This is a genomic window from Mycobacterium sp. MYCO198283 (assembly GCF_021213805.1).
Taxonomy (GTDB): Bacteria; Actinomycetota; Actinomycetes; order Mycobacteriales; family Mycobacteriaceae; genus Mycobacterium.
In genome coordinates, this window is sequence record NZ_JAJQJI010000015.1 from 1 (window position 1) to 25,495 (window position 25,495).

General features: G+C 66.5%; 28 protein-coding genes and 1 pseudogene. 15 read left to right on the plus strand and 14 right to left on the minus strand.

Features of this window, described 5'->3' with window-relative positions:
* Positions 1 to 141: 141 nt before the first annotated feature.
* Positions 142 to 468, minus strand: coding sequence for an alkylmercury lyase (locus tag LV457_RS19755; protein WP_232173244.1), 327 nt, complete (start codon positions 466 to 468; stop codon positions 142 to 144).
* 208 nt (positions 469 to 676) lie between these two features.
* Here LV457_RS19755 and LV457_RS19760 point away from each other — a divergent pair, with 208 nt between their 5' ends.
* The 5 genes from LV457_RS19760 (at position 677) to LV457_RS19780 (ending at position 5,951) form a co-directional block, all read left to right on the plus strand.
* Positions 677 to 1,273 carry a recombinase family protein gene (locus LV457_RS19760; RefSeq protein ID WP_232173245.1) on the plus strand — a complete coding sequence of 199 codons (597 nt, stop codon included), beginning with the start codon at positions 677 to 679 and terminating at the stop codon, positions 1,271 to 1,273.
* Positions 1,270 to 2,100, plus strand: a complete 831-nt coding sequence (locus tag LV457_RS19765) for an abortive infection family protein (protein WP_232173246.1) — start codon at positions 1,270 to 1,272, stop codon at positions 2,098 to 2,100. Before LV457_RS19760 ends, LV457_RS19765 begins: the two co-directional genes overlap by 4 nt.
* 163 nt (positions 2,101 to 2,263) lie before the next feature.
* Positions 2,264 to 2,791 carry a hypothetical protein gene (locus tag LV457_RS19770; RefSeq protein WP_232173247.1) on the plus strand — a complete coding sequence of 176 codons (528 nt, stop codon included), beginning with the start codon at positions 2,264 to 2,266 and terminating at the stop codon, positions 2,789 to 2,791.
* Positions 2,791 to 5,196, plus strand: a complete 2,406-nt coding sequence (locus LV457_RS19775) for a hypothetical protein (RefSeq protein WP_232173248.1) — start codon at positions 2,791 to 2,793, stop codon at positions 5,194 to 5,196. The genes LV457_RS19770 and LV457_RS19775 overlap by 1 nt, the downstream gene beginning before the upstream one ends.
* Positions 5,193 to 5,951, plus strand: coding sequence for a hypothetical protein (locus LV457_RS19780; RefSeq protein WP_232173249.1), 759 nt, complete (start codon positions 5,193 to 5,195; stop codon positions 5,949 to 5,951). The genes LV457_RS19775 and LV457_RS19780 overlap by 4 nt, the downstream gene beginning before the upstream one ends.
* Before the next feature lie 14 nt (positions 5,952 to 5,965).
* Here the strand turns inward: LV457_RS19780 and mobF are convergent, their stop codons facing one another.
* The 6 genes from mobF to LV457_RS19810 all read right to left on the minus strand — a co-directional run bounded on the left by mobF (position 5,966) and on the right by LV457_RS19810 (position 12,387).
* Complete coding sequence (mobF, locus tag LV457_RS19785; RefSeq protein WP_232173250.1) at positions 5,966 to 9,304, minus strand: MobF family relaxase; 3,339 nt, start codon at positions 9,302 to 9,304, stop codon at positions 5,966 to 5,968.
* A 282-nt stretch (positions 9,305 to 9,586) separates the two neighbouring features.
* Positions 9,587 to 10,723, minus strand: a complete 1,137-nt coding sequence (locus tag LV457_RS19790) for a rep protein (RefSeq protein ID WP_232173251.1) — start codon at positions 10,721 to 10,723, stop codon at positions 9,587 to 9,589.
* A 356-nt stretch (positions 10,724 to 11,079) separates the two neighbouring features.
* Complete coding sequence (locus LV457_RS19795) at positions 11,080 to 11,277, minus strand: toxin-antitoxin system (RefSeq protein WP_232173252.1); 198 nt, start codon at positions 11,275 to 11,277, stop codon at positions 11,080 to 11,082.
* An 83-nt stretch (positions 11,278 to 11,360) separates the two neighbouring features.
* Positions 11,361 to 11,693 (minus strand): hypothetical protein, encoded by a 333-nt coding sequence (locus LV457_RS19800; protein ID WP_232173253.1) that lies wholly within the window; start codon positions 11,691 to 11,693, stop codon positions 11,361 to 11,363.
* Between the two features lie 72 nt (positions 11,694 to 11,765).
* Positions 11,766 to 12,086 (minus strand): hypothetical protein, encoded by a 321-nt coding sequence (locus tag LV457_RS19805; RefSeq protein ID WP_232173254.1) that lies wholly within the window; start codon positions 12,084 to 12,086, stop codon positions 11,766 to 11,768.
* A gap of 10 nt (positions 12,087 to 12,096) precedes the next feature.
* Entirely contained in the window at positions 12,097 to 12,387 is a 291-nt protein-coding gene (locus LV457_RS19810; RefSeq protein ID WP_232173255.1) for a hypothetical protein, read from the minus strand.
* An 83-nt stretch (positions 12,388 to 12,470) separates the two neighbouring features.
* Here LV457_RS19810 and LV457_RS19815 point away from each other — a divergent pair, with 83 nt between their 5' ends.
* Positions 12,471 to 12,701, plus strand: a complete 231-nt coding sequence (locus LV457_RS19815; RefSeq protein WP_232173256.1) for a hypothetical protein — start codon at positions 12,471 to 12,473, stop codon at positions 12,699 to 12,701.
* Between the two features lie 237 nt (positions 12,702 to 12,938).
* Here the strand turns inward: LV457_RS19815 and LV457_RS19820 are convergent, their stop codons facing one another.
* Positions 12,939 to 13,364, minus strand: coding sequence for a hypothetical protein (locus tag LV457_RS19820; RefSeq protein ID WP_232173257.1), 426 nt, complete (start codon positions 13,362 to 13,364; stop codon positions 12,939 to 12,941).
* Positions 13,357 to 14,079, minus strand: a complete 723-nt coding sequence (locus LV457_RS19825) for a ParA family protein (protein WP_232173258.1) — start codon at positions 14,077 to 14,079, stop codon at positions 13,357 to 13,359. Before LV457_RS19825 ends, LV457_RS19820 begins: the two co-directional genes overlap by 8 nt.
* A gap of 302 nt (positions 14,080 to 14,381) precedes the next feature.
* Between LV457_RS19825 and LV457_RS19830 the strand changes: the two genes are divergently transcribed.
* Together LV457_RS19830 and LV457_RS19835 are read left to right on the plus strand one after the other, a co-directional pair.
* Entirely contained in the window at positions 14,382 to 14,933 is a 552-nt protein-coding gene (locus LV457_RS19830; RefSeq protein WP_232173259.1) for a hypothetical protein, read from the plus strand.
* A gap of 212 nt (positions 14,934 to 15,145) precedes the next feature.
* The gene (locus LV457_RS19835; protein WP_232173260.1) at positions 15,146 to 15,367 is read left to right on the plus strand and encodes a hypothetical protein; all 222 of its coding nucleotides are present in this window, start codon (positions 15,146 to 15,148) and stop codon (positions 15,365 to 15,367) included.
* Positions 15,368 to 15,492: 125 nt separating this feature from the next.
* Here the strand turns inward: LV457_RS19835 and LV457_RS19840 are convergent.
* From LV457_RS19840 to LV457_RS19855, 4 genes and pseudogenes are all read right to left on the minus strand, one after another.
* Positions 15,493 to 16,020: pseudogene (locus LV457_RS19840) on the minus strand (recombinase family protein); the annotation flags it as partial.
* Positions 16,021 to 16,256: 236 nt separating this feature from the next.
* Entirely contained in the window at positions 16,257 to 17,015 is a 759-nt protein-coding gene (locus tag LV457_RS19845; RefSeq protein WP_232173261.1) for a YfbU family protein, read from the minus strand.
* A gap of 318 nt (positions 17,016 to 17,333) precedes the next feature.
* Entirely contained in the window at positions 17,334 to 17,963 is a 630-nt protein-coding gene (locus LV457_RS19850; protein ID WP_232173262.1) for an isoprenylcysteine carboxylmethyltransferase family protein, read from the minus strand.
* A complete protein-coding gene (locus tag LV457_RS19855) occupies positions 17,963 to 18,589 on the minus strand; it encodes a trans-aconitate 2-methyltransferase (protein WP_232173270.1) in 627 nt (208 codons plus the stop codon). The genes LV457_RS19850 and LV457_RS19855 overlap by 1 nt, the downstream gene beginning before the upstream one ends.
* Positions 18,590 to 18,706: 117 nt before the next feature.
* On the opposite strand from LV457_RS19855, the gene LV457_RS19860 reads away from it, so the two are divergent.
* From LV457_RS19860 to LV457_RS19885, 6 genes are all read left to right on the plus strand, one after another.
* Entirely contained in the window at positions 18,707 to 19,474 is a 768-nt protein-coding gene (locus LV457_RS19860) for an AraC family transcriptional regulator (RefSeq protein WP_232173271.1), read from the plus strand.
* A gap of 48 nt (positions 19,475 to 19,522) precedes the next feature.
* On the plus strand, positions 19,523 to 20,488 hold the full coding sequence (locus LV457_RS19865; RefSeq protein WP_232173263.1) for a sterol desaturase family protein: 966 nt from the start codon (positions 19,523 to 19,525) through the stop codon (positions 20,486 to 20,488).
* Between the two features lie 17 nt (positions 20,489 to 20,505).
* Positions 20,506 to 20,913 (plus strand): helix-turn-helix transcriptional regulator, encoded by a 408-nt coding sequence (locus LV457_RS19870; RefSeq protein ID WP_232173264.1) that lies wholly within the window; start codon positions 20,506 to 20,508, stop codon positions 20,911 to 20,913.
* A complete protein-coding gene (locus LV457_RS19875) occupies positions 20,910 to 22,877 on the plus strand; it encodes a cation-translocating P-type ATPase (RefSeq protein WP_232173265.1) in 1,968 nt (655 codons plus the stop codon). The genes LV457_RS19870 and LV457_RS19875 overlap by 4 nt, the downstream gene beginning before the upstream one ends.
* A 70-nt stretch (positions 22,878 to 22,947) precedes the next feature.
* Positions 22,948 to 23,553, plus strand: coding sequence for a cadmium resistance transporter (locus LV457_RS19880; RefSeq protein ID WP_232173266.1), 606 nt, complete (start codon positions 22,948 to 22,950; stop codon positions 23,551 to 23,553).
* A 77-nt stretch (positions 23,554 to 23,630) separates the two neighbouring features.
* A complete protein-coding gene (locus LV457_RS19885) occupies positions 23,631 to 24,227 on the plus strand; it encodes a TlpA disulfide reductase family protein (protein WP_232173267.1) in 597 nt (198 codons plus the stop codon).
* A 40-nt stretch (positions 24,228 to 24,267) separates the two neighbouring features.
* Here LV457_RS19885 and LV457_RS19890 read toward each other — a convergent pair whose 3' ends face one another.
* Positions 24,268 to 24,612: a DUF3703 domain-containing protein gene (locus tag LV457_RS19890; protein ID WP_232173268.1), complete on the minus strand. Its 345-nt coding sequence runs from the start codon at positions 24,610 to 24,612 to the stop codon at positions 24,268 to 24,270.
* A gap of 232 nt (positions 24,613 to 24,844) precedes the next feature.
* On the opposite strand from LV457_RS19890, the gene LV457_RS19895 reads away from it, so the two are divergent.
* A partial coding sequence (locus LV457_RS19895; protein ID WP_232173269.1) for a thioredoxin domain-containing protein occupies positions 24,845 to 25,495 on the plus strand: 651 nt, incomplete at its 3' end.

The window sequence follows — 25,495 nt, forward strand, 5'->3', positions numbered from 1 at the left end:
CTCCCACCTTTTTCATCAACGACGAACGGATCCAGCCCCGCAGCTACGACGACCTGACCACCGCACTCGACCAGGCCTTGGAACGTGGATAGGGCCACTGTCTCGTTTTCTAGCAGGACGCGCGAATATAGAGCCCCGGTTTCACAAGCCGTCAATGAGTCGATCAGCAGCCCGGCGCCGCAACGCCCCGGTCAGCTGTGTGACCGTCGGCAACCCCATCAGGCCCGCATCGGTCTGGTACAGCCGGCACGCCAACTCGGTCACCGGCAGCACATCGTCAAAAGCGTCTGTGCCATCGAGGAGGATGGTTGGAGAGCCCGCGAACGGCAAGGTCGCCGCCTCTTTGTCCGTAGTGACTCGCCGATAGGTGATCTCGACGTCAACCAGTCCTGCTGCTGCCGCGTCCACACGCGCACCGGCTTCCTGCCAGTTCGGGCATCCGTCGAAATAGAGAATCTCCACTCTCATGTGCCAATTATGGACGTCATCGCTAAGGGATCACCCCCAATCAGGGACATCTCCGCACCCCACCCTGAATCTCGTTTCTAGAGAAACGAGACGGCCCCGCGCGTCCGATGTGACGCTTGCATAGCCCCAGGTCGCGCTGTCTCATTTCCTGTCTCACACCGCGTGTCTCAGATCCTCGATGTCGGAAGGCAATGAGACGGTAGCTGGTGTGACAACGATTCTCGGGTACGCCCGCGTGAGTACCGCTGGCCAGGACCTCGATGCACAGCTGGCCGCGCTCGCCGCCGAGCGCGTCGAAACCAGCCACATATTCACTGACAAACTCTCGGGTGGGGTGGGCACGGACCGGCCGGGCCTTGCAGCCCTGCTGCACTACGCCCGCGAGGGCGACACCGTGGTTGTCACCGCCATCGATCGGCTCGGGCGCTCCGTCGCTGAAGTAACCCGCACCATCGCCGAGCTTGGTGAGCGCCGAATCCTGTTGCGTTCCTTACGTGAAGGCATAGATACCGGCACACCAACAGGCCGGGCCGTCGCCGCCATCATGGCCACCCTGGCCGAGCTTGAACTCGAACTCGGCCGTGAGCGCCGTGCCGCTTCTCGGGACTCCAGGCGAGAGCGCCGCTTGCCAGCCACTAAGCCCGCCAAACTCACCTTCGAGCGACAGCAACAGCTCCGCCGTCTCGCCGCAACCGGAGAGCCCGTCCATGAACTCGCCAAAGCATTCGGCATCAGCCGAGCAACGGCATACCGGTACCTCTCCGGGCCCGCAGACAACCCCGCACTGGAGTCGACGCAACCATGAATCTGACAGAGCTGGGCGCGGCCCTTGGCCCCTTCTTCGATGTCGCAGGCAGCCCTTCACATAATCAGCTCCGCGCCGCGTTCACCCGCCACGGCCTCAGTCATCTCGACCCGGCGCCCGAAGGACGAACACAGAACGGGACTCACCTGGGCAAGATGAAGCGAATCCGACATGTCTTCGCCTCACCGGCAGCACACACCATGACCGCGGGATTACCGCTAGCCCGAGAACTTGTGGCGCTTTGTCGTGCTCACGGGGGCTTTAACCCCAACAGCGAGAGTTATGCCGGCAGCGGAAGAGTGACCCAGCTCGCCCAGGCCTTCGCTCCGCTCGGGTTCACGCTCGACCCGGACGGGTCGGTACGACAGACCGTTATCGATAACCTCAGCGGCACCGAACTCACTGCCGAACTGCGCAGTTACGTCAACAGAATCAACCACAACCCCGGCGATGCCCCACTTCAAGTTGGCACTGGGAAAGAACTCGACGAAGCCACCGCCCGGCACATCCTGACCGAACTCCGGGGCGACTACTCGGTGTCGCAGAACTTCCCCATGACATTGGCAGCCGCGTTCGATGCGGTCGACTTGGCTATTCCGACCGTTACGCTCTCAGACTTCGATCAGGACCCGCACCGCGCGGTGCATCAATGCCTGTTCCTTCTGTCCACAGCAGTCAATCGACTCCGAAACGACGCCGGCACTGGCCACGGACGACCCGGACAACCACGCAAGACCACCGCGTTGACCCCTGCGGAAGCCCGCCTCGTCGCTCGCGCAACTGCACTGGTTGCGGGAGCGCTGTTGGACAAACTCGACGGCGACTGAGGTGCCGCGCGGGTGCGTCTAAAACCGTCATTTAGACACACCCACCGCCACCTGCACTGACTTGCCAGGTGTTATCTATAGGCAACAGACCTGCGGAAAGTCGCCCTTCCGAATGTGCCCGCGGCAGTGGCCCGGTGTCACTCACCCGCGATACCGTCGTGACATGACCATGAGGTACCGGCGGCGTCACCGCACCGGCATCACCGCCGCCACGGCGGCGTTCGTGGTCGCAGTCGGTGCCGTAGTGACCAGCGGCCTGGCCTTGGCCCATCCGATCGAACCGAGCCAGCACACGGTGAACGTGGTTCCCTCGCCGCCACCCACGTACAGCAGCAGCGACACCCAGGCCGCTAAGGCGGCGGCCTGCTCGGCGTGGGATCGGGCGGCACGGTCGACGGCGCGGGCGAGTAGAGCTAGCGCCGAGGCGATAGAGCAGAGCTGGACAAGCCCGGAGAGCCGCGCCGCATTGGCCACGGAGAAACGTACCGGCATGGCCGCGGTCTCGTACCTGCGCACGCAAATGTCTGACGCCACACCAGCTTCGACAGCAATACCGCTGCACGGCTGGATGGCGGCCAACATCGACATGTTGCACGCGCTAAACATGCGGCACTGGGACGAGGCCGCTCGTGAACTAAAACGCGGTAACGAATTGATCGATGTCATCACGTTCGAGTGCGGGTTGCGCTGATGCCTGCTGTCGGAGGGTCTGCGGGATCGTATGGGCGGCTGATCGTTACGCCGGATATGGAGCCTCCGGACGCTGCTCATTGGGACGCCCAGGAGCAGACCTACCGGGCCGGTGCGACGTCGTGGGATGGGATCCACCAGAAAATCGTGACGGACAACGCGGAGTTTCGCGATGCCGCGGATTCGCAGGGTTTCGACGAGGCGCACCGGGCGGGCGCGGTACTGGCCGAGGAAGCCAAGACGATCGCTGAGTGGCACGACAAGTGCGCCAACAAGTGCGCCGATATCGCCACGGTGCTGCGCGATACACGCGCCGGTCAAGAGCAGCTCGTCCGCGAGGCAGACGCCAAGATCGCGAGCGCGAAACTCCCAGGCGAAGCCGAAGCGCTGGTGACTCAGTACCACGGCATAGCCCGGTACCAGACCGAGGCGGGAGTAACCGCCGCAATGGCCTCCCACACCGCTTTCAAGGCGAGCACCGAAAACACAAGGGCACTCGATCTTTTGACGAAGTGGGGCGATGCTCCTACCGCTCCACCAGTCCAGCCCGTCGACCACACGTCGCCGGGAATCGAACAGGATGAAAACCCCTACCGCTACACCGAAAAGCGTGAAGCCGGGGCCGACGCACCCGAGGCTGTGGCCGACGCGCCGACAGATCCGGCAGGTACGTCAACCACGCAGCCTGGAGTTAGTCCCGGCATCAAAACGGCCGCAGGCGGCGACGAGGCGATCAAGGCCGCGACCGGACCGGTGACGCAGCCGACGCCTGGGGTGACTTCTTCGCCAGCGGCCTCAGCGCTCGGCGGTGGCGGTATGCCGTCGATGGGCGGTATGGGCGGCGGCGGGATGGGCTCCGGTGGTGTACCGAAGATGCCCGGCGGCCTGGGAAGTGGCGGCGCGCCGGGTATGGGGTCTAATCCGCTGGGTAGCGGTCTGGGCCAAATGCCCGGTGCCGGAAGCGGATTGCCGAGCGCGGGTGGGGTACCGGGCGCTGGCACTGGAGCCGGATCGCCTTTGTCATCTGCGTTCAACCAGGGAATGGCGACTACGGCGGGCATGGGCGGCGGGGTGCCGTCTGCACCGCCGCCCGCTCCGGCGAGTCCGTCACCGGCCTTGTCGGCGGGCGGGCCTGCGCCGGTTTCGGCGGCTCCTGGCGGTGGGGTGTCGCCGGCCTCGGCGCAGTCGGGCATGGTCGGCCCTGCCGCCCCTGCCGCGACTCCTACCGGAGCTGGAATGGGTACCGGCGGGGGTGCGCCGATGATGCTTCCCCCGGGCTCGATGGGGCCGCCAGCGGGGGCTGTTCCGCCCCCCGCGACGATGCCGGCCGGAACGGTCAGCGCTGCCAGCGCTCCATCGGCTTCGCCGCCGCCATCTGGTGCGGGTGCGGGCGCGACGTTGATTCCAGCGAGTGTGGTGGCCGCGGGGCAGACGGCGGCGGCTCGTGAGCGGCGCGAGTCGGCCGACGCCGCGGCGGCCAAGGAGCTGGCCTGGAAGCTGCAGCACGCGGCTCAGGCGGTCAACTATCCGATCGAGTGGGCGGTGGGGATCTTCCGCTCGCCGAGCGGCACGGAAACTGTCATCACCTCCAATGACGGTGCGAGCTACATCCCCGCGGGGGTGTTCGTTCCTCGATCTGTTCGTGTGCTGGCCACAGATCCGTTGGTGGATGACCATTTTCGGCAGCTCTGGTTTGGCTGGTCTGATCCATCACGGGTCCTCGTCGAGTACGCGCAGCTGCGCGACGAGCTGGGCTGGCGTCTGGTCGCCGCAGCGACCACGGTCGGAGTGAGTGCGCTGCGCGACGCCGGGGTCGAGCATCCACCGTCCTGCACACGTCAGACCAACCCGCTACTGCAACCTGGCGTCCAGGCCCCCGCACCGGTCTTGGACGGGATGCACGTACACCGTCTGGCGGCGCTGTGGCCGGAGGTGTATCCGCGGCTGCTGCGGGTCATGGATACCGACCCGATGCTCCAAGACAGGATCGTTTCGCGGGTCAGCGCGTCGTTGGTCAACTCGGCCACCACTCAGGCCCAGGCCGTCGAGGGGGGCATTCCGAATGCGGTGCGCGCGATCTGGCTGACTCGCGGCGGGGACCTTGATCCCAGCCCTCAGCAGTGGGCTGAGTACGACGCCGCGGCCAAAGACTTCAACACCGTTACCTCGATCTTCCGACCCGGCTTCGTGGGCCAGTCTGACCCGAGCGACACCGTTGAGGAGTTGGCGCGGTATCGGGCGCACTGGCTGGTGGCCCGTACCGCTGAACTGATCGGCGGGTGGGCCACACGCCCACTGCCGCTCCCCGATATGTGCTACGCCGCGGCCGCCGCCGGCGACGTCCATCTTCGCGACGTCATCGTCAAAGAGCTGACCAGTGTCGAGGAAGACTTGGGCGAACGATGACGACCGATGATGACTTTCTGATCGACGCGGAATATCAAGGCGTGGAGCTTGGCACGCGTCATGCCGATCTGGCGGTCTTCGTTGCTCGGGCAGCTCAGTGGGCCCGAGCGTTTTGCACTCCCATCCCGGATGACAGCGGACACGATGTCGATTTCGACTACCCGTTGGTGTCGCATGCCGTCGTCCTGGAAGGACTGCACGTTCGGCTGGCAACGGCGATGGCTGCGTTGGTGACCTCGATGGCTCCGCGCCCCGATGCTGAGATGCACGTCCCCGCGGCGGCGGCGGTGGGATCTGATGCGCGGGCGCTGGGCTCCCCGGTGACGTATTTCGATGGCGTCGACTTCGTTGTGGGGTTGGAGCCGCACAGCCGTTATCGGGTTACTCATCAAGCTCTTTGGCGTGAGTCAATCGGATACGCGCGAAAATTCTTGGCCTCGGTGCAGACGTCGACCGTCGAGCTGAGCTGGTACGCCGATGCGGTGCAAGAACTCCTCGACGAGGCGTTCAACACCGTGCGGGACGCCTACGCAGCTGCGGTGGCGGCGACCTACGGCGGCATGTTCGCGGCACTGGCCGGCCCTGGTATGTCCGACGTTCTCATCTCCTGCATGCAAGATCTGACCCGCGCAGGGTTCGACGACTCCCATTGCGAATCGGCGCTCAGCAGACTCGAAGTAAATTTCCCTGCGGCTGTGTCGAAATGTCGTGCCAGACAAGATAAGTGGCAACCGAACGCTATCGCCAACCAGTAAGCACCTGACCCGCGTTAGTCGATGTCGAGGCCGTGTCCGCGGTCCCGGCCTCGGCTTCGATCGCGTGTGGGGGGATTGGTGCGGATCCGCCAGCTGCGGGCGGCCACGACACGGTGACGCTCGGCGTCAGCCGCCAACACCGGATCGTTGATATCCGTTGCAGGGGATGGTCTTTCATCCCACGGCAGGGCGAGTCCGTCGAGGAGTCGTCGGGCGTTCCCGGGCTCGCCGCTGTCGATGAGCAGGAGCCGGCCGTGGGCGGGGACCAGGGCGGTGGCCACGGCCGCGAGATGTGCAGGGTTGGCTGTGGCGGCGTCCTCGACGAGGACGATGGCTCCCGCGGGTGCTGGGTGGTCGTGCAGGCCTTTGGCGAGCTGGGCGAGGCTGACTCGACCGGGCTGAGGTGTGGCGCTGATACGGGCCAGGTTTCGGCCGGCGGCGGCGGCCGCGGTGTTGATCGCTTCGGCGAGCTCGGGGGTGTAGTGCTCGGACGACATGGTGGCCACCACGTAGGGCGCGGTGAGCGCGACCGGCGGCGCATCGGTGGGCAGCTGGAGGGGGAGCGGGTTGGCGTGGCGGGTGGCCGCGCCCAGGACCTCGACGAGCGCGCGATCAGATGCATGCATGCGAGCGTGCATGCTGCGCTCCTGTGCGGTGTGGCGTTCGATGCGGTGTTCGCGGCGCAGCCGATTGGTGACAGTGCGGTGATAGCGGCGTAGTTCGGCGACCGGCTGGGGGAGCTGGTCTTCGTCGGCCTCGCGAGCGGCGGCGGCGATGGTGGCGGCGTGGTCGTTGCGGCCCAGGACCCGGCGTAGCGCGGCAGCAGCCTCGCCGGGGGTGCCCCGACGCGCGGTGTGCTGACCGGGGATGGTCTCGGCGTGTTCGTGGTCGCCTTCCCCGGCGCGGGCGTCGTACAGGTGGACGGTGTTGGTGTGCCGGCCGCGGGTCAGGCCGACGTAGGCGATGGCGCGGGTGGCGCTGTCTGCGGAGAGCAGCGTGTGGCAGGTGTCGGCGGTGACGCCCTGGGCGGCGTGCACGGTGACCGCATAGCCCAGGTGGACCTGCTGGCGTAGGTAGTCCCCCGACAGCGCGGCGATTGCGCCGTCGTCGAGGCGTCGCGCCGCGATCCGCCCCTCGTCGGTGTCGACGGCGAGGACCTCCCACCGTTGGCCGTTGCGGATTGGGTCCGCATCGGCGCCACGGTCGGTGCGGGTGGGAATGTCGATGGTGTTTTGCCGGGTGATCACCACGTCACCGGCCGCGAGGCGGTGCCCGCGAGCCGCGCGCACAGTCGGTGCATCCTCGTCGATCCGCTCGGAGTGAATCCGAATGTTGATCGCATCGGCCATCTCCCACCGATCGGCAATGAGCAGTGCGTCCCGGCCGGCCGCGACGTCGGCCTGCCACGCAGCCCGCGCGTCATCGGCCATGGTGACTGCGTCCCCGGTGTGGAGGCGGTCCTGGCGGCGATACCAACCCACGGCGCGACGCAGCGCGGACGAACCCCCCTCACGCACGGCCAGCGAGGCGTCCCGCTCGTCGTGGTCGTGCATCCGCCACACCTCGGACAGTCGTTGCGCCCAGGGCAGATCGGTGACCAGTTGAGCGAAGGTGCCGCCACGTTGAGCGACCGGCGCGAGCTGGTGCTCGTCACCGACCGGCACCACTTTCGTCCCGGCGGCGGTGGCCGCGTCCAGCAACGTGCGCAGGTGTTGGGTGCCGACCATGCCAGCCTCATCGACGATGACCAAAGTGTCACTGTCGAGGACCTCGGTACCGCGCTCGAGCTGACCCAACAACGCATCAAGAGTGGCACCACGATCCCCGGCCTGTTCACGCACCGCCACGTCGACTGCACGCCCGGTCGGAGCGACCACCAGAACGCGTTTCCCGGCGGCATTCGCCGAGCGCCGCAGCGCCCGCAGCGAGTGGGTTTTTCCGGCCCCTGCGGGCGCGCTGAGAGGCTGCACGAGCCGCTCTGAGGTGGCGATGGTGGCGATGGCCCGGGCCTGATCCGGAGACAGTCCGGCGGTGTCGACAGAGGACAGTGCGGCGCGGGTGTCGCGGCGGCCCATCAGCTCGACGATGGTGCGTTCTTCAGCGACCAAATCGGCTGCGGTGTAGCGGATCGACCCTTCGCGTTGATGGGCGGCCCGCTCGTTTCCGATGCGCAGTGCGACATCATCGGCCAGGCGCTCGATGACCTCCCTCGGGGACGGCCCATCGGCGTCGTCGACCGGCAGGCGAGCGCCGATCGCCTCGACCAGATCGGCGCGGGTGAACGCGGCCTGTTTGAGACCGTGCGCCACCGCGCGACGCACGGCCTCCGCGTAGTCCACACCGGCTTGCTGGCGGGCCTCCCGCGCGGCCAGTTGGGCTTTCGGATTGACGCCGAACGTGCGGTCGTCAGCGGCCCATGCGACACGCAGCGCCGCCCATGCGACACCTTCGGGTTTCCGCGGCCGGGTGGCCTTCTGCGCGGTCGCCAACTGCCCTGCGGAAAGCTCATCGCCGTCGAGGCGCAGATGCCCGGCGGCCCACTCCCGCAGCTGCGTCGCACGCTGCGACCACGACCGCAAATCACCGCGATGTGCCCCCGCGATTTCGGCCATCCCGGTGCGTGGATCAACCTCGCCCCACTCAATGCTGAGCATGCGCGTCAGCTCCCGGCGCAAGGTGGCTTGATAGATGATTCCCGCCGCCCGTGCTTCGTGGTAAAGGCTCGTTCCATCCAGCGATACCAACGTCCCGTCGGCGCGGGCTTGCCGGTTGGAAACCAGTACGTGAGTGTGCAGATGTGGATCCCCGGCGCGGGAGGTTTCGTGCTGAAAATTGGCCGCCACGATCCCCGGCAACCGCACCAGATCTTTCTCTCCGGTGCGTGGGTTATGGACCCGCGTGTAACCCCCATGCTCGGCCAAATACTCCATCGCTTCGGCGATGGCCACGGCGTGCGCGTCCGCGACGGCTTTGGCTGTCACATCGTCACCGAGAGCACGCATCAGCGACACGCTCTTTGGTGCACAAAACGTCAAGTCATAGCCGTGCACAGAGGCACGTTTTCCGAACGCCCGCCCGGTCGCCCCGCACGGCGATTCGCCGTCATTGAGCCAGCGCGTCACCGCATCCAAATTGGCGCTCTCACCGTTGCCGCCAACGCCCGTCAATTGCATCGCAGTCGACACGTCGCGGCCGGCGGAAAGCCACACCGGCAACCGCGTCTCTGCCTCGCTGTAGTACTCGCCCAAACCGCCACCCGAAGAACGGGATTCCAGCGCGGCCGCGGCCGCCGAGCGCGCGGTGTCGACGTAGTACGACACCGACCACTGGCCGAGCTTGGAGATTGTCAGCACCGCGCCGAAACCCTCCCGCCCTCTGGACCACCGCCGCTTTCGCGGTAGCGCGCCCCCGGCGCGCTACCGACGAGCCTCGCACACTTTGTGCAAATGTGCCATGTCTTTAAAGTGGGGTGCGCGCTGGCTGGAGTGAAGAGTGGCGGTGCGAATGGGTCGAGTGGGTGAAGGTGGAAGAGGGAGAGCGCACGTAAAGGAAGCTGAGGCAGTGCGGAAAAGGTGAGCAGGGAACGACGAAGATGGGTGGTTGGAGACGCTGAATTTGGCGTCTCGCCCGAAACGTCAGCGCGCCGTTTCGCGACCACTAGGCGCGTCGTAGACCAGGCGGCCAGCGGTGCACTCGTCGCGCCGCCGTGCCGCGCCTCCAACGGCATGCCGTCGCGGTGTCGCTGATCGTGCGTTGGGCGTGCGGTTGGTGTGCCCACTGCGGGTGCGTTGTGCGCTGTCGGTGAGCACGCGGCGGATCTCTTCTCGGGCCGCAGCGATCCGAGCACGCGACGCCTCGGTGAGCACCACCGGTCGCGGCGTCTGGTCGATGCTGACGGCGGCGGAGCCGCCGTCCTTTGTCGGGGCCTCGGGGGGTGACCAGGACAGCCGACGTAACCGGCTGTGCAGGAACGCGCCAGGATTGGCGATGTGGTCGGGCCAGGTCAGCCCTCGGGCGCGCATGTCGGCGTTGAGCTTGTCGTTGACCGCGCGGGCTGACCACACGTCGGGGTCGATGCCGGCGGCGGTGAGCGCATCGCAGATGGCGCCGATGTGGGCGCGGTCCAGGCCGTACGTGATCGCGACGAGTCCAGCGGCAAGCCGCTGGACGGCCAGCGGCCGTGCGGTGGTGCGTCGCCATGGCCGTGCTTGTCGAGTGTTGTCGCAGATTCGGTTGGCGGGCGCGCTTGCGCGCTCGCTTGGTGAGTAACTCCCTACGGGAGAAGAAAGACCAACACCGCCTGACGGCGGTAGGTGGAAATCGTGCACAACTGGACGCGTCACGGGACGGACTTCGCGGCGCGGCACCAGGTGGTACACCGAGGGTCTGCGGCCGATGCTGGGGGTGTTTGTCGAGCCGTGGCCACGCTGCGCCTCCACGGCCCATTTGGACACCCGTAGGACCCGCCAGGCGGTGGTCACGGTGCGCACGTCGCAACCCACCTTGTCGGCGATTGTCGCGCGTGTGGCGGCGACGTGGCGGCCGGTGGCGTGATCGGCGTGCTCGGCCATCACCGTGGCGATCGACAACAGCGTGGCCGAGGTGATCGACACGCGTTCCTCGGCGCACAGCTGGCCCAGTGCCGGTGAGTGCGCCCACTGGCGCAGACCGTCGAGCCAGCCAGCGCGGCTGGTCCACATTGGTGCGCGTGGGGCGCAGGCCCCGGCGCGCTGCACCCATTCGCGGCGTCGTTCGTTCGCCAGTGCGCGCACGACATGCGGGCTGGGAGCAGCAGGAGCTACAGATGAGCCGAGCGGTGTCGGCCACGTACTTGCCCGACGTGATCGGGCGCTGATGAGGTCACGATTGGTGCACGAGTTGCGCGGCGTATCTAGTACGTCGAGCAGGCGTGCGCTACCGTGAGAGCTGTCAGCCAAGACAGTCCCTTCGGGGAATCGGGTGCGGACCCCGAACCGAGCGCCAACTCGGTTCAAAACCTCGACAAGGGCCTCGCTACGGCGAGGCCTTCGTCATGTCAGTGGGTTTCCACACACCAGCTATTCAGATGTCACATCTGCCAAGCCCTCTGCCGGTCCAAGCAAAGTTTTCGAGGCCCTGGCGCGTGTCGTCACATCGCCAGTGGCAGGACCTCCTTGTCGAGTTCACGGACGGCCTCAGGATGGCCAACCGCAATGGCAAGGAGGTCGGCCGAAAGTTGGCTGACGCTGGTGCCGCGTTCCGCGGCCATTTCACGCAGGCGGGCATACACGGGTGCGGCAGCACGAACTTTGATCTGCTCGCGCTGACCTTTGTGCGGTTGGGCCATGCCGACGATCTTGGTGCAGAGAAGGTGCCGTACCTGGTACCGACACGCCAAACGTCCCGAACTGGCCTGAGAGCGTTGCGCGTTCACCAGTCGTCGTCGGCTTCGATGAGTTCGTACAGCTCGGTGCTGAGGACCTGGCGCACCGCCTGGGCGCGGGCCTGAGCCCGCAACGCGGTTTGCGTCGACAGGTTCGGGAGTTGGCCGCCGTGGCGGCGTGTCCAGTCGTGAATGCTGCGCTCCCCCAAGGTCGCGGCGTCGGCGCGGGCCATCCAGGTGATCTTGTCGACCTCGGCGTCGATGAAGTCCGCTCGTTGGGCGTCGGTCCATTCCTCGGGTAGCCCGAGGTCGGTGGTGTAGACCGTTTGGACCGCGCGGTGAACTGCCGGATCGGCCGGTGGCGGCATGGCCTCGGACATGCAGGCGTGGACGCGGCGAGGCCGCGCGGTGCGGGTTGGAAAGCGGCGCATTCAGCCGGTCTCAGGACGGGCCTATGGCTCGAAGTGCGAGCGGAAGCCTTCGAGCCAGTCCGCGCGCGCGTAGCCGTTGAGGTTGGCCGGAACCCACGTCTCGGCGTCGGCGGGATCGTCTGCGTCTCCGCTGGCCACCCGCTCGTGGGCTTCGAGGTAGCCGGCAGTGTGCATGTCCTCGGACTGGGAAAAGACGGCCTGCATGGTGTCCAGGTTCGTTTTGAAGTCTTCGTAGGCGGCGCGGCGCTCGGCGTCGGTGGTGTAGTCACCGCCGTATCGCTGCAGCCATGCTTGCCAGTGCTCAGGAGAGCCTGGCTTCGGCGGCGTCGCGGGCGCGTTCACGTGGGCCACTTTAGGCCGCCGTACCGACGACGAGCGGGTTCGGAGCGGCATAGCTGCACCGTCCGACCAGCATGTCCAAGAGTGGGGCGCTGTTCGACGCGGGCCCATCGATCACCGCCTGCAGAACCCGCTCAAGGGCGAGATCGGTGGCCGGCGCATCCTCCAGGAGCAGGTCCAGAAGCTCCTCTGCGGCGGGCGTGTTGAACGGATTGGCCATCAGCTGTGCACACAGCGCGCGGACCTGGGACGTGAATTCCCGGACCGCACTCACGTCGTCTTGAACCATTCGTAGCGTTTCCATGCCACCACTGTAAGAGCGTGCGTGCATACATGCAAGCAACGTGCGTGCAGCAGGCGTTTTGGCATGCATGTAGAATTGCGTGCATGTCTGATTCGACTGGGGACGCTATCGACGGCGGCGCGGCCGCGGCCGAAGTCAGCAGCGCGCTGCCGCTACGCAAGCGGCAGCAAAAGGTGCCGTTGAACACCTATGTGCGGCCAGGTACGCAGCAGCGCATTGAGGTGATGAAGGACCGCGGGTACGCGGTCACCGACATTGTGGATGCGGCGCTTAACGAGTTCTTGGACCGGGCCGGCATTCCGCAGTCCGAATAGCAGCTTTACTCCCCATCTCAAGCGATCAGTTTTTTCGCCGCTTCCTCGTAATGGCCCCGTTTGCGCGGTGGGTGGTGGCTGTCAAGGCTCGACCGTGGTCGACCGCGCAGCGGCGGTACGGCCTTGACGGCCACCACCCACCGTTTCGCCACAATCGAGGCCGAGGAAGACATAGGTGCGATGCGTCGTTGAAACGCTTAAGCGTTATAGCGCTATAACGCTTAAGCGTTGTTGTCATTAGGCGCGTTTTCGGCCGGGGCCGCTGTGGGCGGCGGCGCTGCGCTGTAATTCGGCGACGACTTCGGCCGGGGTGAACTGTTCGGCGAGCCGGTTGAGGGCCAGGCGCACGACGGCGCTGCGGGTGGCGTCGACGCGAGGTTTGGCCGTGCGGGCCGCGGCCCGCACGGTTTCGAGGTAGGCGTCGGTGGGCTCGTCGAGGTAGATCGACGCTTTGGTGAGGTCGGTGCCAGCGGGCGGCACGGCCGCTTGCGGCGGCGGTGGTGGCGGCTGCTCAACGGGCGGGGTAGCCGGTGGCGGCGCGACAGGTTCGGGCATCTGCACGGGGGTGCTGCGGGGCTGGTGGCGCGGTGGCGGCAGGGTGCGGCGCGACGTGGCGGTCTTGGTGGTCCGCATAGCGGCTAGCGAGTCCAGTCCGTCAGGCATTGACGTACCCCTTAACGAAGTCGCTGAGGTTGCCGAGCGCGTCCGCCACCTTCTGAAGCGACTTGGCCGGCGGGGTCTCGGCAGTGATGGCCATACGCTTCTTTCGAGTACCGACGTGCAGCGCTGTGGGTATTGGCGGTGCGACCTGTACCGGTGTTCCGGCGATGATCCGGCGTAGCCGCTCGATCTCGGGGGCCGGCGGCGTGGTGGGCACGAAGTTGGGAACCAGCACCAACGGGTAGTCGGCGATCTCATTGACCAGTTCCTCAGTCGCGTCGAGTTCGGCCGTGCGCAGCGCTGTCGGGGCCAGCACGATGTTGGCGACTGACATCGCACCGTGAGCTGCCGGGCTGGCGCCGGGGTGGGTGTCGACGACGATCCAGTCGGTGCCCCATTCTTCGCCCCATTTGGTGAGGGCTTCGGCCATGGTGTTGGCGTCGGGTTGATGGTCGTAGAGGTCGGGATGACCGGGGACAAGGGTGGGCTTTTTGAACCCGCGCATGGGCCGGGGCGCGGGAGCGCCTGGGTGCAGGGCTTCCAGAAGACGGGCACGTGGATGGTCCTGGGGCCGATACCCCCACTTGGCGGTTACTCCCCCGCCGTCGTGCTCGAGGTCGACGAGGACGGCGCCCAGCAGATAGGCAAGCTCGTATGCGAGGAAGGATTTGCCCACGCCACCCTTGCGGGAGTGGCAGACAGCAATGTTGGTCGTCACACTTTCAATTATAGCGCTGTAACTCTTTAACGCTTAAGTGCTACAGCGTTTTAATGTTTTAGCACTACACCGTTAAAACGTCAGCGAGCGGCAACGCGGTAGGCGCTGCGCAACCCCAAAGCTCCGTTGCTCAGTTCGCCAATGACCGCGCTCGCGCCGTCCAGGAGGGCGCGTGCACCCCTTCCCTGTAGACCTGCGTGCACCCAAACAAGAATTAATGACGGGTGCCGAGACCCCGCAGGAAAGGATTTGATCCGGATGTACGCAATCGTCCCGTTCGGGACTGTGACGAAGGGTTGCGCATGCTGACCGCCTGGGCTGATGAATCCGGGTCGCGTCCAGACCTCGATCCTGGTGCGTACCTGCTGGCTGCGACGTTGTGCGATGACAACGATGTTGCGGAGATGCGCAAGACGCTCGACGCCCTGCGGATCGGTGAGGCGAAGTTGCATTGGCATGGCAGCAGCGCTGAGCGCCGTGTCGAGCTGGTCGCGGCGGTGGCCGGCCTTCCAGTCACCGGATTCGTCGTGGTTCACGTCGACAAAGACGCTGATGACCGCCGACATCGGCGAAAGTGCATGGAGTTCCTTCTGCCGCACTTGGCGTTGATGCCGTGCTCGACGATCACCTTCGAATCTCGCGGCCAGCTCGACGCCAGCGACCTCGACATGCTGCAGAAACTGCGCTCGCGCAAAGTTGTCGAATCGACGGTACGGATTGAGCACTCGATAGGCCGTCACGAGCCGGCGCTGTGGGCCGCGGACATCGTGTGCGGGGCCGTGGTCCAGGCCCGAATCGGTAACCAGACCTATCTCGACATGCTCGGGAGTGCCGTCGAACTCCACACGATCTGACGGGTGCGGGTTGGTCTTGGATAGATCGGTTCGTTGCGGAACACTCGGTCCTGGCCGTAGACTGGCCGCGTAGCCAGCCCATCGAGGTGGGTTTGGAAGTGAGCCACAGGATTACTCGCCGGACGACGAGGCCTGTGGCTCGCGTTCTTTCTAGGGTCAGCGAGAACAGGCATTGACCATCGTGTCAGCTATTTCTCGTACCGTGGCTGACCATGACAGATGCAACACAGAGGCAGTACGACGAGGCCGTTAGAAGGCTCAAGGTCGCCGAAGAGGCGCTCGAAGTAGCGCTGGAATATCAGACTGATCCCGAAGACGGTGCCGCCCGTTGGGCGAAGGTGCGGGCTCTGCAGGCGCAGGCTCAGTTGCACGTCTTGCACAGCATTTCCTACGACCTGAGCGACATCCGCGGCGCGATCGAGGAGTCGGCTTAACGCCGTCAGAGATCCTTTTTCTCCCACTCGGCCAGTTCCGCCTCGGGCAGTGGAGCGTCGAACGCTTCGGGAATCGAGATGTTCAGCCGGGGTGTGAGTTCGCGATGGTCGGACGGCGTGGCATCGGCTGTAGCCGCGTCCAGGGAGCGGTAGACGCTGGAGCGGGATATGCCGAGGGTGCGGGCGATTTGGGCGCGGGGGGTGCCGGCCTGGTCGAGGGCTTGGGCGGCGGCGATGGTGCCAGCCATGAGGCCTGGGCGGCCTGGGTGGCGGCCGGCGGCGGTGCGTTCGGCGGCGATGGCTCGCTCGAATTCGGCGACAGCGCCGAAGACGTGGAAGATGAGCCGCCCGCCGGGGGTGGTGGTGTCGATGGCTTCGGTGAGGGAGCGCAGTTCGATACCGCGGTCCTGGAGGTCGTCGGCGATGGTGAGCAGGTGGGGGAGCGAGCGGCCGAGCCGGTCGAGCCGCCACACCATGAGGACGTCACCGCGGCGGGCGTAGTCGAGCAGGGCGGCCAGCTCGGGGCGGTCGTCGCGAGCACCGGACATGCGGTCTGTCCAGATCCTCTCAGCTCCAGCCTCCGTCAGTGCCTTTGTCTGCATGGCGGGGGACTGGTGCAGCGTGGAGACGCGGGCGTATCCGAGCAGTGTCACCGGCAGGTCCTCTCGGGCTGGGTGAGTGGTACGGGATTTCAGACCCAACCGGGCCGCTTGCGGCCCAGGGCGGGAGCCTTCTTGTGTCTTTAAGGGTGTCCCCGTTCCTCACGGTCTGGGACATGATTCTGGGACACGCGACTGACGGTTTTGTCCAGGTCACAGATCCCGTGTTCGCCCTGTCGCTCAATAGGTCGTTAGGCCGACTTCTGCGCGGCCGGGGGACGGCCCCCGAGCTAGCCGCGGCGTGACGGGTGGACCCGAGCCGCGGCGATCTGCTCCAGCTCTTCCAGGGACAGCAGGTAGGCCTTTCGGTGGTACCCGCGGTCACGGTTTGCCTTGATGCGGCGGTGCTCGGCGAGCATCCGCGTGTACTCGTCTAGCACCGGGGAGTGCGAATTTCCGCCATCGTTGCGGTCGAGTTGCGGCCGTAGTTCGGGCCACTTGCCGTCGCCCATCAGGAACTCGACGTAGCTGGCCATGCGGCTTTCAAGCCGGTGGTTGCCGTCGAAGCCCTCGAACTCCAGCTCGTGACTCAGCTCCTCGCTGACGGGAGTCCCCTCTTTTTCCAGCTCCTTGATGCTGAACGTGATCATGCGGAACATGTCGAGGATGTCCAGTACGCGCTCGCAGTCTCGCTTGGACAGCTCGGTGCGGAAGCCGGCGACCTCCCGCCAATACTCCGTGGTGAAGCCCGACTCAATGACCTGGGCGCTCTTCAGTTGGGAACGCGGGTCGATCTCGCTGTCGTCTTCGGGCACCACGTGCGCGAGGATCCGGTGGAGTAGCGAGAGCACCTGTCGGTCGGCGATGCGCATGGTCGTCGGTGCCGGTAGGTCGCCTTGGTCTTCGTCTTCTTCTGGCTCGTACCCGGGGACGATTGCCGCCATGACCAGGTTGCGGACGTACTCACTGACGGTGATCCCCTCTTCGTCAGCCATGTCCTTGAGCTGATCGCGGACCTGGTCGTCTACTCGGATATTCAAGACGGCCATGCCGCCTCCCTTCGGGTTGATGTATGGAGCGTATGACGATCATCGTAACACTGTCATCCACTATTACGCGGATGACAGTGGGGCGCCCTCGGCGCCGATGCTTCGGGGATGGTCCGCGTAGGATTAAGTGCATACAGGCCGGTGTGACGTGTAGCGCGTACCCGGTTAAAGCCAGGAAGAGCCCGGTATTCGGTCCTTGCGACCGACCCGGGCTCTTTGTTTTGAACAGTGTTACCTGCGGCTCCCTGGCCTTGAGGCCAAGGATGCGCCTGCGCGCCCGGACGGCCACCGTCAGCCGCCCCTCACGCTCCCCACGCTTTAAATGTGGCGGGCGTGACGGTTGGGGCGGAGGCGCCCCAGCCCGGGCAGGAAACGACCAACTGTGGCGGTGTAGCGGTCGTAGGGTTCGCCGTGGAGTCGGTGTAGGTGGGGCTCTTCGATCAGCCGTACTTGCGTCTGGATGCCGGTGAGGGTGAGTGCCCAGCCGATGAGTGCGACGAGGTTGGGGACCATGAGCGCCAGGCCGAGGAACGTGACTAGCACCGCGGTGAAGATGGGGTTGCGCACCCACGCGAACGGGCCGCTGGTGACCAATGCGGTGCGTTCACTTTGGTCGACCCCGATCCGCCAGGACGCGCCCAACGCCATCTGCGCACCGAAGGCGCCCAGGATGCCCAGGACCGCCAGGACCACGCCGAGCACGTGAATGGGAGGGTGCTGGAGCACGCTCACCGGCGGTAGCCCCAGCCAGTGCGCCAGTGGGCCGCCGACACCGACGGTGAGGTAGCCGATGTCAGTAGCGGTGAGCGCCGACCAGCCCAGCGAGCCGCGCGGTGACAGCGTGCGCCGGTGGCCACTGCCACCGGTGCGGTGCCGCTGGATGAGGGTGCGCAGCGCCCCCGCGAGCAGCATCATGACCACGAACAGGGCCAGCGCGGCGGCGGCCATCATCGCCCACCGCCCGCAGCGAGTGGCTTGGCGGCGACGCCGAGCAAGTAATCGCCCTGGATGCGGGTCACCGATCCGATGATGATCAGACCCTGCTGGCCCAACTCGTCGAGGAAGTCCTCGGCGGCGAACCGGTCATCGGCGGGGTGGTCGAACAACCGCCGGTAGGTGGGGCGGTGGAGGGCGTGGGCGGTGACTTCTTCGAAGTAGAACCGCCCGCCGGGGGTGAGCACTCTGGCGGCTTCGGCGACCGCGGCGCGCCAGTCGGGGATGTGATGAATGATCCCGAAGTCGAACACCGCGTCGTAGCTGCCGTCATTGGCGTTGAGCACCTCACGCAGATCGGTGGCGCTGCCGGTAGCCAGATGTACCCGGTCGCCGTAGGGGGCGAGGCGGACTCGTGCCCGCTCGATCATTGCCGGGTCCAGATCGATCGCGTCGACCTGCGCGGCGCCGAACCGCTGCAGCACCAGCTGCGAGCCGTAGCCCGACCCACAGCCAATCTCGACAGCTCGACTACCCGGGAGGAGCCGACCCCCGAAGCGCAGCAGCGTCGGCACTTCATAGAGGCGCTGCAGCCAGCGCCGAGGAGCCGAGTTGATCAGAGCTGTTTCTGCCCGGTTCATCAACACCGCAGACTCCTTCCACTCAGTAGCGGTTGCCACAGCGTCCGAATGATCGGCTTTCTTGGGTGGCATCGCCGTTTAACGATCTGTACTAGACGCTATCATCGTCTAGTGGCGATGAATAGGTCTGGCGGTGATGCAGCTGCCGGACCGCGCTGGAGCGGCGCGGCGCTGCTGCGGCCGGGGGTGCTGGCCTTCACCGGCTCAATCGGCCCCACCGACGCCCATGCCCACCATGCCGTTCAGATCATCACCGCCACAACGGCGTTGACGGTCCTCGACGGGCACGGCGCGCGTCACCGAGGCACGAAGGTGGTCGTGCCCGCCGACGCGCTACACCGGATCGAGGTCGGCGCCCAGGAGGGCACCGTGGTGTTCCTGGAGCCGGAATCCGCGCCCGGCCGGGCCGCACACTCCCGCGCCGTCCGCTCCGGCTGGACTGTCACCCCAGTGCTGAGTTCTTCCCGTCGACGAGCGCTGGCGACGGTGGTCAACGAGCTGATCGCGCACCTGGCGCCCACCACTGCCGACTACGGCACCGCGGCGCGGCATCCCGCCATCGAGGACGCGTTGCGGCTGCTGCCCGACCTGGTGGCGGCGGGCCCGGTCAGCGGCACGGAACTAGCTGCCCAGCTTGGTCTTTCGGCGAGTCGCTTGACCCATCTGTTCACCGAGCAGGTCGGCATCCCGCTACGGCGTTACGTGTTGTGGACGCGCTTACGCATCGCGATCACCCGCGTGCAGGCCGGTGATGACCTGACCGGCGCCGCGCATGGGGCGGGGTTCGCCGACAGCGCCCACCTGACCCGCACTACCCGTGAGATGTTCGGCCTACCACCCTCGGTGCTCAGCCGGCACGTGTCCTGGGACCTCGACAGCGGGTAGCCGAATCGTTCAAGCGCTGACACGGCGCCGGCCGCGACGATCAAGGACATGAGTACGACTTCTTCTCCGACATCGACGGCGATCACTGCGGTTCAGGCGATGGCCCGCTACGGCTACGTGCCGTTCATGCTGCTCGGCCTCAACGGCGCGGGTATCGCCATCGCCGCCGCCGGCGCCCCGAAGTATTGGCTGCTGGTCGTTTTGGCGGTGGCGATCGCAACGGCGTTCTTGGTGGAGCGGATCATCCCGTATGACCCCGAGTGGAACCACGACCGCGCCGACGGCACCCGCGACCGCATCCACGTCGCGGTCAACGAAACCCTCATCCTGGCCAGCGTCGCCGCGATCCCGCTGCTGGCCGCGATCGTCCCCGCGCCCCAGCTGTGGCCGCACAGCTGGCCCTTCGTCGCTCAGGTCCTCGCCGCGATCCTGGTCGCGGACTTCGGCATTACCGTGGTGCATCTGGCCAGCCACAAGATCGGCGTGCTGTGGCGCTTCCACGCGGTGCATCACAGCATCACCCGCTTCTACGGCCTCAATGGCCTGATGAAACACCCCCTGCACCAGACCGTGGAGATGGCCGCCGGGGTGGCACCCCTGATCCTGATCGGGCTGCCCGTCGATGTCGCCTCTGCGCTGGCCTTGTCGGTGGCGATCCAGCTGCTGCTGCAGCACTCCAACGCCGACTACCGCATCGGCCCCGCCAAGTACGTCCTGGCCCTCAACGAGGGCCACCGCTTCCACCACCTCAAATGGGCCGGCATCGGCGACGTCAACTTCGGGCTGTTCACTCTGGTGTGGGACCACCTCATGCGCACCTATTCCTATGACCCCGCACGCCGCTTCGACTCCACCCAGCTCGGCATGGCTGCCAAACCCGACTACCCCAGCAGCTACCTGCGCCAGATGGTCTATCCGTTCACCGCTGGCGGCGGCTGCACCCTCAAGTCCACGGCCACACCCGGCGACGCGCCGGGATTGGCACCCCACCCCGCCTCGAAGTATCGCTGCTGACCGGCTATCATCGTCATATGGCGATGAATAGGGCGGATGGCTGCCTCACTGGAACCACCTCGGGGAGTTCGAATTTGGATGCCGCGGTGGCGTTGTTTCACAGTCTGTCCGATTCGGCGCGGTTGGCGATCGTGCGCCGCCTGGCTGATGGGGAGGCCCGTGTGGTCGACCTGATCGGGGAGCTGGGCCTGGCGCAGTCCACGGTGTCGGCCCATGTGGCGTGCCTGCGGGACTGCGGTCTGGTCACCGGCCGCCCCGAAGGCCGGCAGGTGTTCTACTCGCTGACCCGTCCCGAGCTGCTCGACCTGCTGGCCTCGGCCGAGACGCTGTTGGCGGCCGGCGGCAACGCCGTCGCACTGTGCCCCAACTACGGCACCGACTCTGGCATCGACGCGACGACCCGTACGCAGGAGGCTCGGCGATGAGTGATGCATGCGGCTGCGGCAACGACGAGCCCCGCGGCGCCGAGGAGCAGGAGCGTGAGCCCGAGCGGCTCTGGCAGATCAAGGAACTGCAGTTCGCCGCCATCTCGGGGGTGTTCCTGCTGGCAGCGGTGATCGCTGGGTTCCTTGACGTGACCGAGCCGGTCGTCGTGGCGCTGGAAGCGGTGGCGCTGTTGGCCGGCGCCTACACCTTCGTGCCGTCCACCCTGAAGCGGCTGGTGAAGGGCAAGATCGGGGTCGGCACGCTGATGACCATCGCCGCGGTGGGCGCGGTGATCCTCGGCGAGGTGGGTGAGGCCGCGATGCTGGCCTTCCTGTTTTCCATCAGCGAGGGACTGGAGGAGTACTCGCTGGCCCGCACTCGCCGCGGTCTGCGCGCGTTGTTGTCGCTGGTCCCCGACGAGGCGACGGTGCTGCGTGACGGCGCCGAGAAGACCGTGGCGCCTGCGGATTTGCGGATCGGCGACCGGATGCTGGTCAAGCCTGGTGAGCGTGTCGCGACCGACGGCATCGTCCGCCACGGCCGCACCGCACTCGATGTCTCGGCCATCACCGGCGAGTCGGTTCCCGTGGAGGCCGGGCCTGGTGATGAGGTGTTCGCCGGGTCGATCAATGGCACCGGGGCACTGGAGGTGGAGGTCAGCACCACCGCTGAGGACAACTCGCTGGCCCGCATCGTACGCATCGTGGAGGCCGAGCAGTCCCGCAAAGGCGCCTCGCAACGTTTGGCCGACCGGATCGCCAAACCCCTGGTGCCCGGGATCATGATCGTCGCCGGGCTGATCGCGGTGATTGGCAGCCTGCTCGGGGACTCGGCCACCTGGATCGAACGTGCTCTGGTGGTGCTGGTCGCCGCCTCACCGTGCGCCCTGGCGATCTCGGTGCCGGTCACCGTGGTGGCTGCCATCGGCGCCGCCAGCAAGCTCGGCGCGCTGGTCAAGGGCGGCGCCGCACTGGAAGGGCTGGGCAAGATCCGCGGCGTCGCACTGGACAAGACCGGCACGCTGACCGCGAACCGGCCCGCCGTCATCGACGTGGCCACCACCAACGGTGCGACCCGCGAGCAGGTGCTCGATGTGGCGGCGGCCCTGGAAGCGCGCAGCGAGCACCCGCTGGCCGCGGCGATCCTCGCCGCAGCCGATGACGTCATCCCTGCCACCGACGTCGAGGCCGTCACCGGCGCCGGACTCACCGGCCACCGCGACGGGCACACGCTTCGCCTGGGCCGGCCCGGCTGGCTAGACCCCGGCCCACTCGCCGGTGATGTCACCCGGATGCAGCAGGCAGGGGCCACCGCGGTCCTCGTCGAAGACAACGGTCAGGTGATCGGTGCCATCGCCGTGCGTGACGAGTTGCGCCCCGAGGCCGCCGAGGTGGTCGCCCGGTTGCGCCGCGACGGCTATCACGTGACGATGCTCACCGGCGACAACCACGCCACCGCCGCTGCGTTGGCCCGCGACGTCGGGATCGAGGCCGTGCACGCCGAGCTGCGGCCCGAAGACAAGGCGCGGTTGATCGAACAGCTCCGCGCCCAACGGCCCACGGCGATGGTCGGCGATGGCGTCAACGACGCTCCTGCGCTGGCCACCGCAGACATCGGTATCGCGATGGGTGCGATGGGCACCGACGTGGCGATCGAAACCGCCGACGTGGCGTTGATGGGCGAAGACCTGCGCCACCTGCCCCAAGCGTTCAGCCATGCGCGCCGGGCGCGGCGGATCATGGTGCAAAACGTCGGCCTGTCCCTGGTCCTGATCATCGCGTTGGTGCCGTTGGCACTGTTCGGGGTGCTCGGGCTGGCCGCGGTGGTACTGGTCCACGAACTCGCCGAGATCGTGGTCATCGCCAACGGCGTGCGAGCCGGACGCACCACACCGCTGGCCGCCGCGCCGATCGACCCGGCAATCAGCCATACCCGCGCGGCGCCAGTGGGCGCGCCGTCGTGACCGCCGGCCACACCGGCGTGGTGGTGGCTAGGTGGCGGGTCAGCGACACCGCAGACACGGGGGCAGGCGCATGATCCTGTCGTCTGTTCTGCCCGCAATTGGCCTGTTCATCGTCACCAACATCGACGACATCATCGTGCTCTCGTTGTTCTTCGCCCGCGGCGCGGGACAACGCGGAACAACGGCCCGGATCACCGCAGGGCAATACCTGGGATTTGCGGGGATCCTCGGGGCGGCGGTGCTGGTGACGCTGGGTGCCGGGGCGTTCCTTCCCCCAGAAGTCATCCCGTACTTCGGGCTCATACCCCTGGCCCTGGGACTGTGGGCGGCCTGGCAAGCCTGGCGCGGCAACGATGACGACGACGATGACGATGACGGCAAGGTTGCCGGCAAGAACGTCGGTGTCTGGACCGTCGCAGCAGTCACCTTCGCCAACGGCGGGGACAACATCGGCGTTTACGTTCCGGTCTTCTTGAGCGTGGGACCGGCGGCCGTGGTGGCCTACTGCGTCGTCTTCCTCGTGCTCGTCGCAGTCCTGGTCATCGCCGCCCGATTCGTCGCCACCCGCCGGCCGATCGCCGAAGTCCTCGAACGCTGGGAACACGTCCTGTTCCCGATCGTCCTGATCGCCCTGGGCATCTTCATCCTGGTCAGCGGCCTCGCCCTTGAGAACTAGGCAGTCACGAATCACCGGCACTGCACAGTCAACGTGCTCGTCGAGACCGTCAACGTGGTCGTCGAGAGGAGTCCTTCATGCATAGCCTCAGGCGATCTGTCGCCGTCGTGGCAGCCCTTGTCGTCGCGACAACCTCGGTCACCGGCTGCAGCACCGGCGACGGCGCTGTGGCGCAAGGCGGGACGTTCGACTTCGTCTCCCCGGGCGGTCAGACCGCGATCTTCTACGACCCACCCTCGACACGGGGCACCATCGGCGATCTCACCGGACCAGATCTATTCACCGACGAACCGATCCGGCTGTCGGACTTCACCGGGAAGGTGGTCCTCATCAACGTGTGGGGCTCCTGGTGTGCGCCGTGCCGCACCGAAACTCCGGAACTCGAAACGGTGTACGGCGAATATCGCGACCGCGGCGTGCAGTTCCTCGGTATCGACGTCCGCGACAACCGCAACACCGCACGCGATTTCGTCACCGACCGCAACGTGCAATATCCCTCCATCTTCGACCCAGCAATGCGCAGCCTCATCACGCTGGGACGCACCTATCCCACCAGCGTGGTACCCACGACGATGGTCCTGGACCGCCAGCACAGGGTCGCCGCGGTCTACCTCATGGCACTACTGGCCGAAGACCTACGGCCGCTGCTGGACCGGCTGACCACCGAGCCCTGACACCTCACAGACAGCAGCTGGCAGTGCCCGGTCGCCCCGTTTACCTGCTGGTCAAGGCTGCGGCGAGGTCGTCGGGGATGGACATCGGTGTCATCAGCCCTGCCGTGACGCGGCCGGTGTTGCCGACGGGATACCGACCGGTGATCGACCCGGGGGCGGCGACAATGAGGCGCAGCACCTGCCCGAGTGCTTCGCGGCGGTCGCGCTGGCGCACGGCCAACACCAGCATGGCGGCGTGGTTGCCGGTGTGCAGCCACGGATCTGGCTGCGACACGATGTGAGCCCGCTCCAAATGTCGCCACCGCACCAGCGAATCGTCGGCTTTCCCTGCCGCGTCCATCTCGCCTCGATACACAAGGCGGGCCTGCGCACTGATCCTCGGCATCACACTCACGCTCCTATCCTGCGGTCGGCAGCTCGGGCATCGCAGCAAGACTGCTACCGAGACCAGCTGCAAAACTGTTACTTGTCAACGCTTTTCACGTCCGCCCGGAAGTCGGCCGCGGACTGCGGGCTACAGCAAGCATCAGCCACGATTCGGGCTTTCTCCAGCAACCGCGGCCACACCGGTCAGCACCGCTGCCGTCAACTGTCGCCCGCGCTCGGTCAGCCGATACATGACCAACTTCCCCTGGCGCGTGCTCCTCACGCTCTTCGTCATCGCGGTCGCAATGGTGGGGACCGTGGTGTTTCTCTCCGTTCGCGACACGGACTCAGCTCCCGACATCGCACTTGACGGGTCACCAGCCGGGCAGACGGTCAGGGAGAACAGTCACCGGCTCAACTCAGTACCCGACAGCGAGGTCTATTTCGTCGAGTTCCTCGACTTCGAGTGCGAAGGCTGCCGGGCGCTCTATCCCGCGGTCGAGCAGCTGCGCGCCGAGTACGGCGACCGGGTGAACTTCGTGCTGCGCTATTTTCCGCTGCGATCCCACTTCAACGCCGAACGCGCCGCACGCGCGGTGGAAGCCGCCGCCCAGCAAGGCCAACTCGAAGCCATGTACCGCAAAATGTATGAGACACAAGCCCAGTGGGGCGAAAAGCAGATCCCCGCCGATGACGTGTTCCGCGGCTTCGCCCAACAGCTGGGCCTGGACATGGCCGCCTTCGACGCCACCTACAACCACCCCGCGACCCTGGAACGCATCCAACTCGACATCGCCGACGGCACCGCACTCGGCGTGCAGGGAACTCCCACCTTTTTCATCAACGACGAACGGATCCAGCCCCGCAGCTACGACGACCTGACCACCGCACTCGACCAGGCC

Bases quoted from the DNA above. Each gene is read 5' to 3' on its own strand.
- LV457_RS19795 (WP_232173252.1), bottom strand. From the start codon at position 11,277: ATGGCCCAACCGCACAAAGGTCAGCGCGAGCAGATCAAAGTTCGTGCT.
- LV457_RS19765 (WP_232173246.1), top strand. From the start codon at position 1,270: ATGAATCTGACAGAGCTGGGCGCGGCCCTTGGCCCCTTCTTCGATGTC.
- LV457_RS19755 (WP_232173244.1), bottom strand. From the start codon at position 468: ATGAGAGTGGAGATTCTCTATTTCGACGGATGCCCGAACTGGCAGGAA.
- LV457_RS19835 (WP_232173260.1), top strand. From the start codon at position 15,146: ATGACAGATGCAACACAGAGGCAGTACGACGAGGCCGTTAGAAGGCTC.
- LV457_RS19865 (WP_232173263.1), top strand. From the start codon at position 19,523: ATGAGTACGACTTCTTCTCCGACATCGACGGCGATCACTGCGGTTCAG.
- LV457_RS19780 (WP_232173249.1), top strand. From the start codon at position 5,193: ATGACGACCGATGATGACTTTCTGATCGACGCGGAATATCAAGGCGTG.
- LV457_RS19815 (WP_232173256.1), top strand. From the start codon at position 12,471: ATGTCTGATTCGACTGGGGACGCTATCGACGGCGGCGCGGCCGCGGCC.
- LV457_RS19880 (WP_232173266.1), top strand. From the start codon at position 22,948: ATGATCCTGTCGTCTGTTCTGCCCGCAATTGGCCTGTTCATCGTCACC.
- LV457_RS19890 (WP_232173268.1), bottom strand. From the start codon at position 24,612: ATGCCGAGGATCAGTGCGCAGGCCCGCCTTGTGTATCGAGGCGAGATG.
- LV457_RS19800 (WP_232173253.1), bottom strand. From the start codon at position 11,693: ATGTCCGAGGCCATGCCGCCACCGGCCGATCCGGCAGTTCACCGCGCG.
- LV457_RS19845 (WP_232173261.1), bottom strand. From the start codon at position 17,015: ATGGCCGTCTTGAATATCCGAGTAGACGACCAGGTCCGCGATCAGCTC.
- LV457_RS19820 (WP_232173257.1), bottom strand. From the start codon at position 13,364: ATGCCTGACGGACTGGACTCGCTAGCCGCTATGCGGACCACCAAGACC.
- LV457_RS19810 (WP_232173255.1), bottom strand. From the start codon at position 12,387: ATGGAAACGCTACGAATGGTTCAAGACGACGTGAGTGCGGTCCGGGAA.
- LV457_RS19860 (WP_232173271.1), top strand. From the start codon at position 18,707: ATGAATAGGTCTGGCGGTGATGCAGCTGCCGGACCGCGCTGGAGCGGC.
- LV457_RS19875 (WP_232173265.1), top strand. From the start codon at position 20,910: ATGAGTGATGCATGCGGCTGCGGCAACGACGAGCCCCGCGGCGCCGAG.
- LV457_RS19855 (WP_232173270.1), bottom strand. From the start codon at position 18,589: ATGAACCGGGCAGAAACAGCTCTGATCAACTCGGCTCCTCGGCGCTGG.
- LV457_RS19850 (WP_232173262.1), bottom strand. From the start codon at position 17,963: ATGGCCGCCGCCGCGCTGGCCCTGTTCGTGGTCATGATGCTGCTCGCG.
- LV457_RS19770 (WP_232173247.1), top strand. From the start codon at position 2,264: ATGACCATGAGGTACCGGCGGCGTCACCGCACCGGCATCACCGCCGCC.
- LV457_RS19870 (WP_232173264.1), top strand. From the start codon at position 20,506: ATGGCGATGAATAGGGCGGATGGCTGCCTCACTGGAACCACCTCGGGG.
- LV457_RS19885 (WP_232173267.1), top strand. From the start codon at position 23,631: ATGCATAGCCTCAGGCGATCTGTCGCCGTCGTGGCAGCCCTTGTCGTC.
- LV457_RS19830 (WP_232173259.1), top strand. From the start codon at position 14,382: ATGCTGACCGCCTGGGCTGATGAATCCGGGTCGCGTCCAGACCTCGAT.
- LV457_RS19775 (WP_232173248.1), top strand. From the start codon at position 2,791: ATGCCTGCTGTCGGAGGGTCTGCGGGATCGTATGGGCGGCTGATCGTT.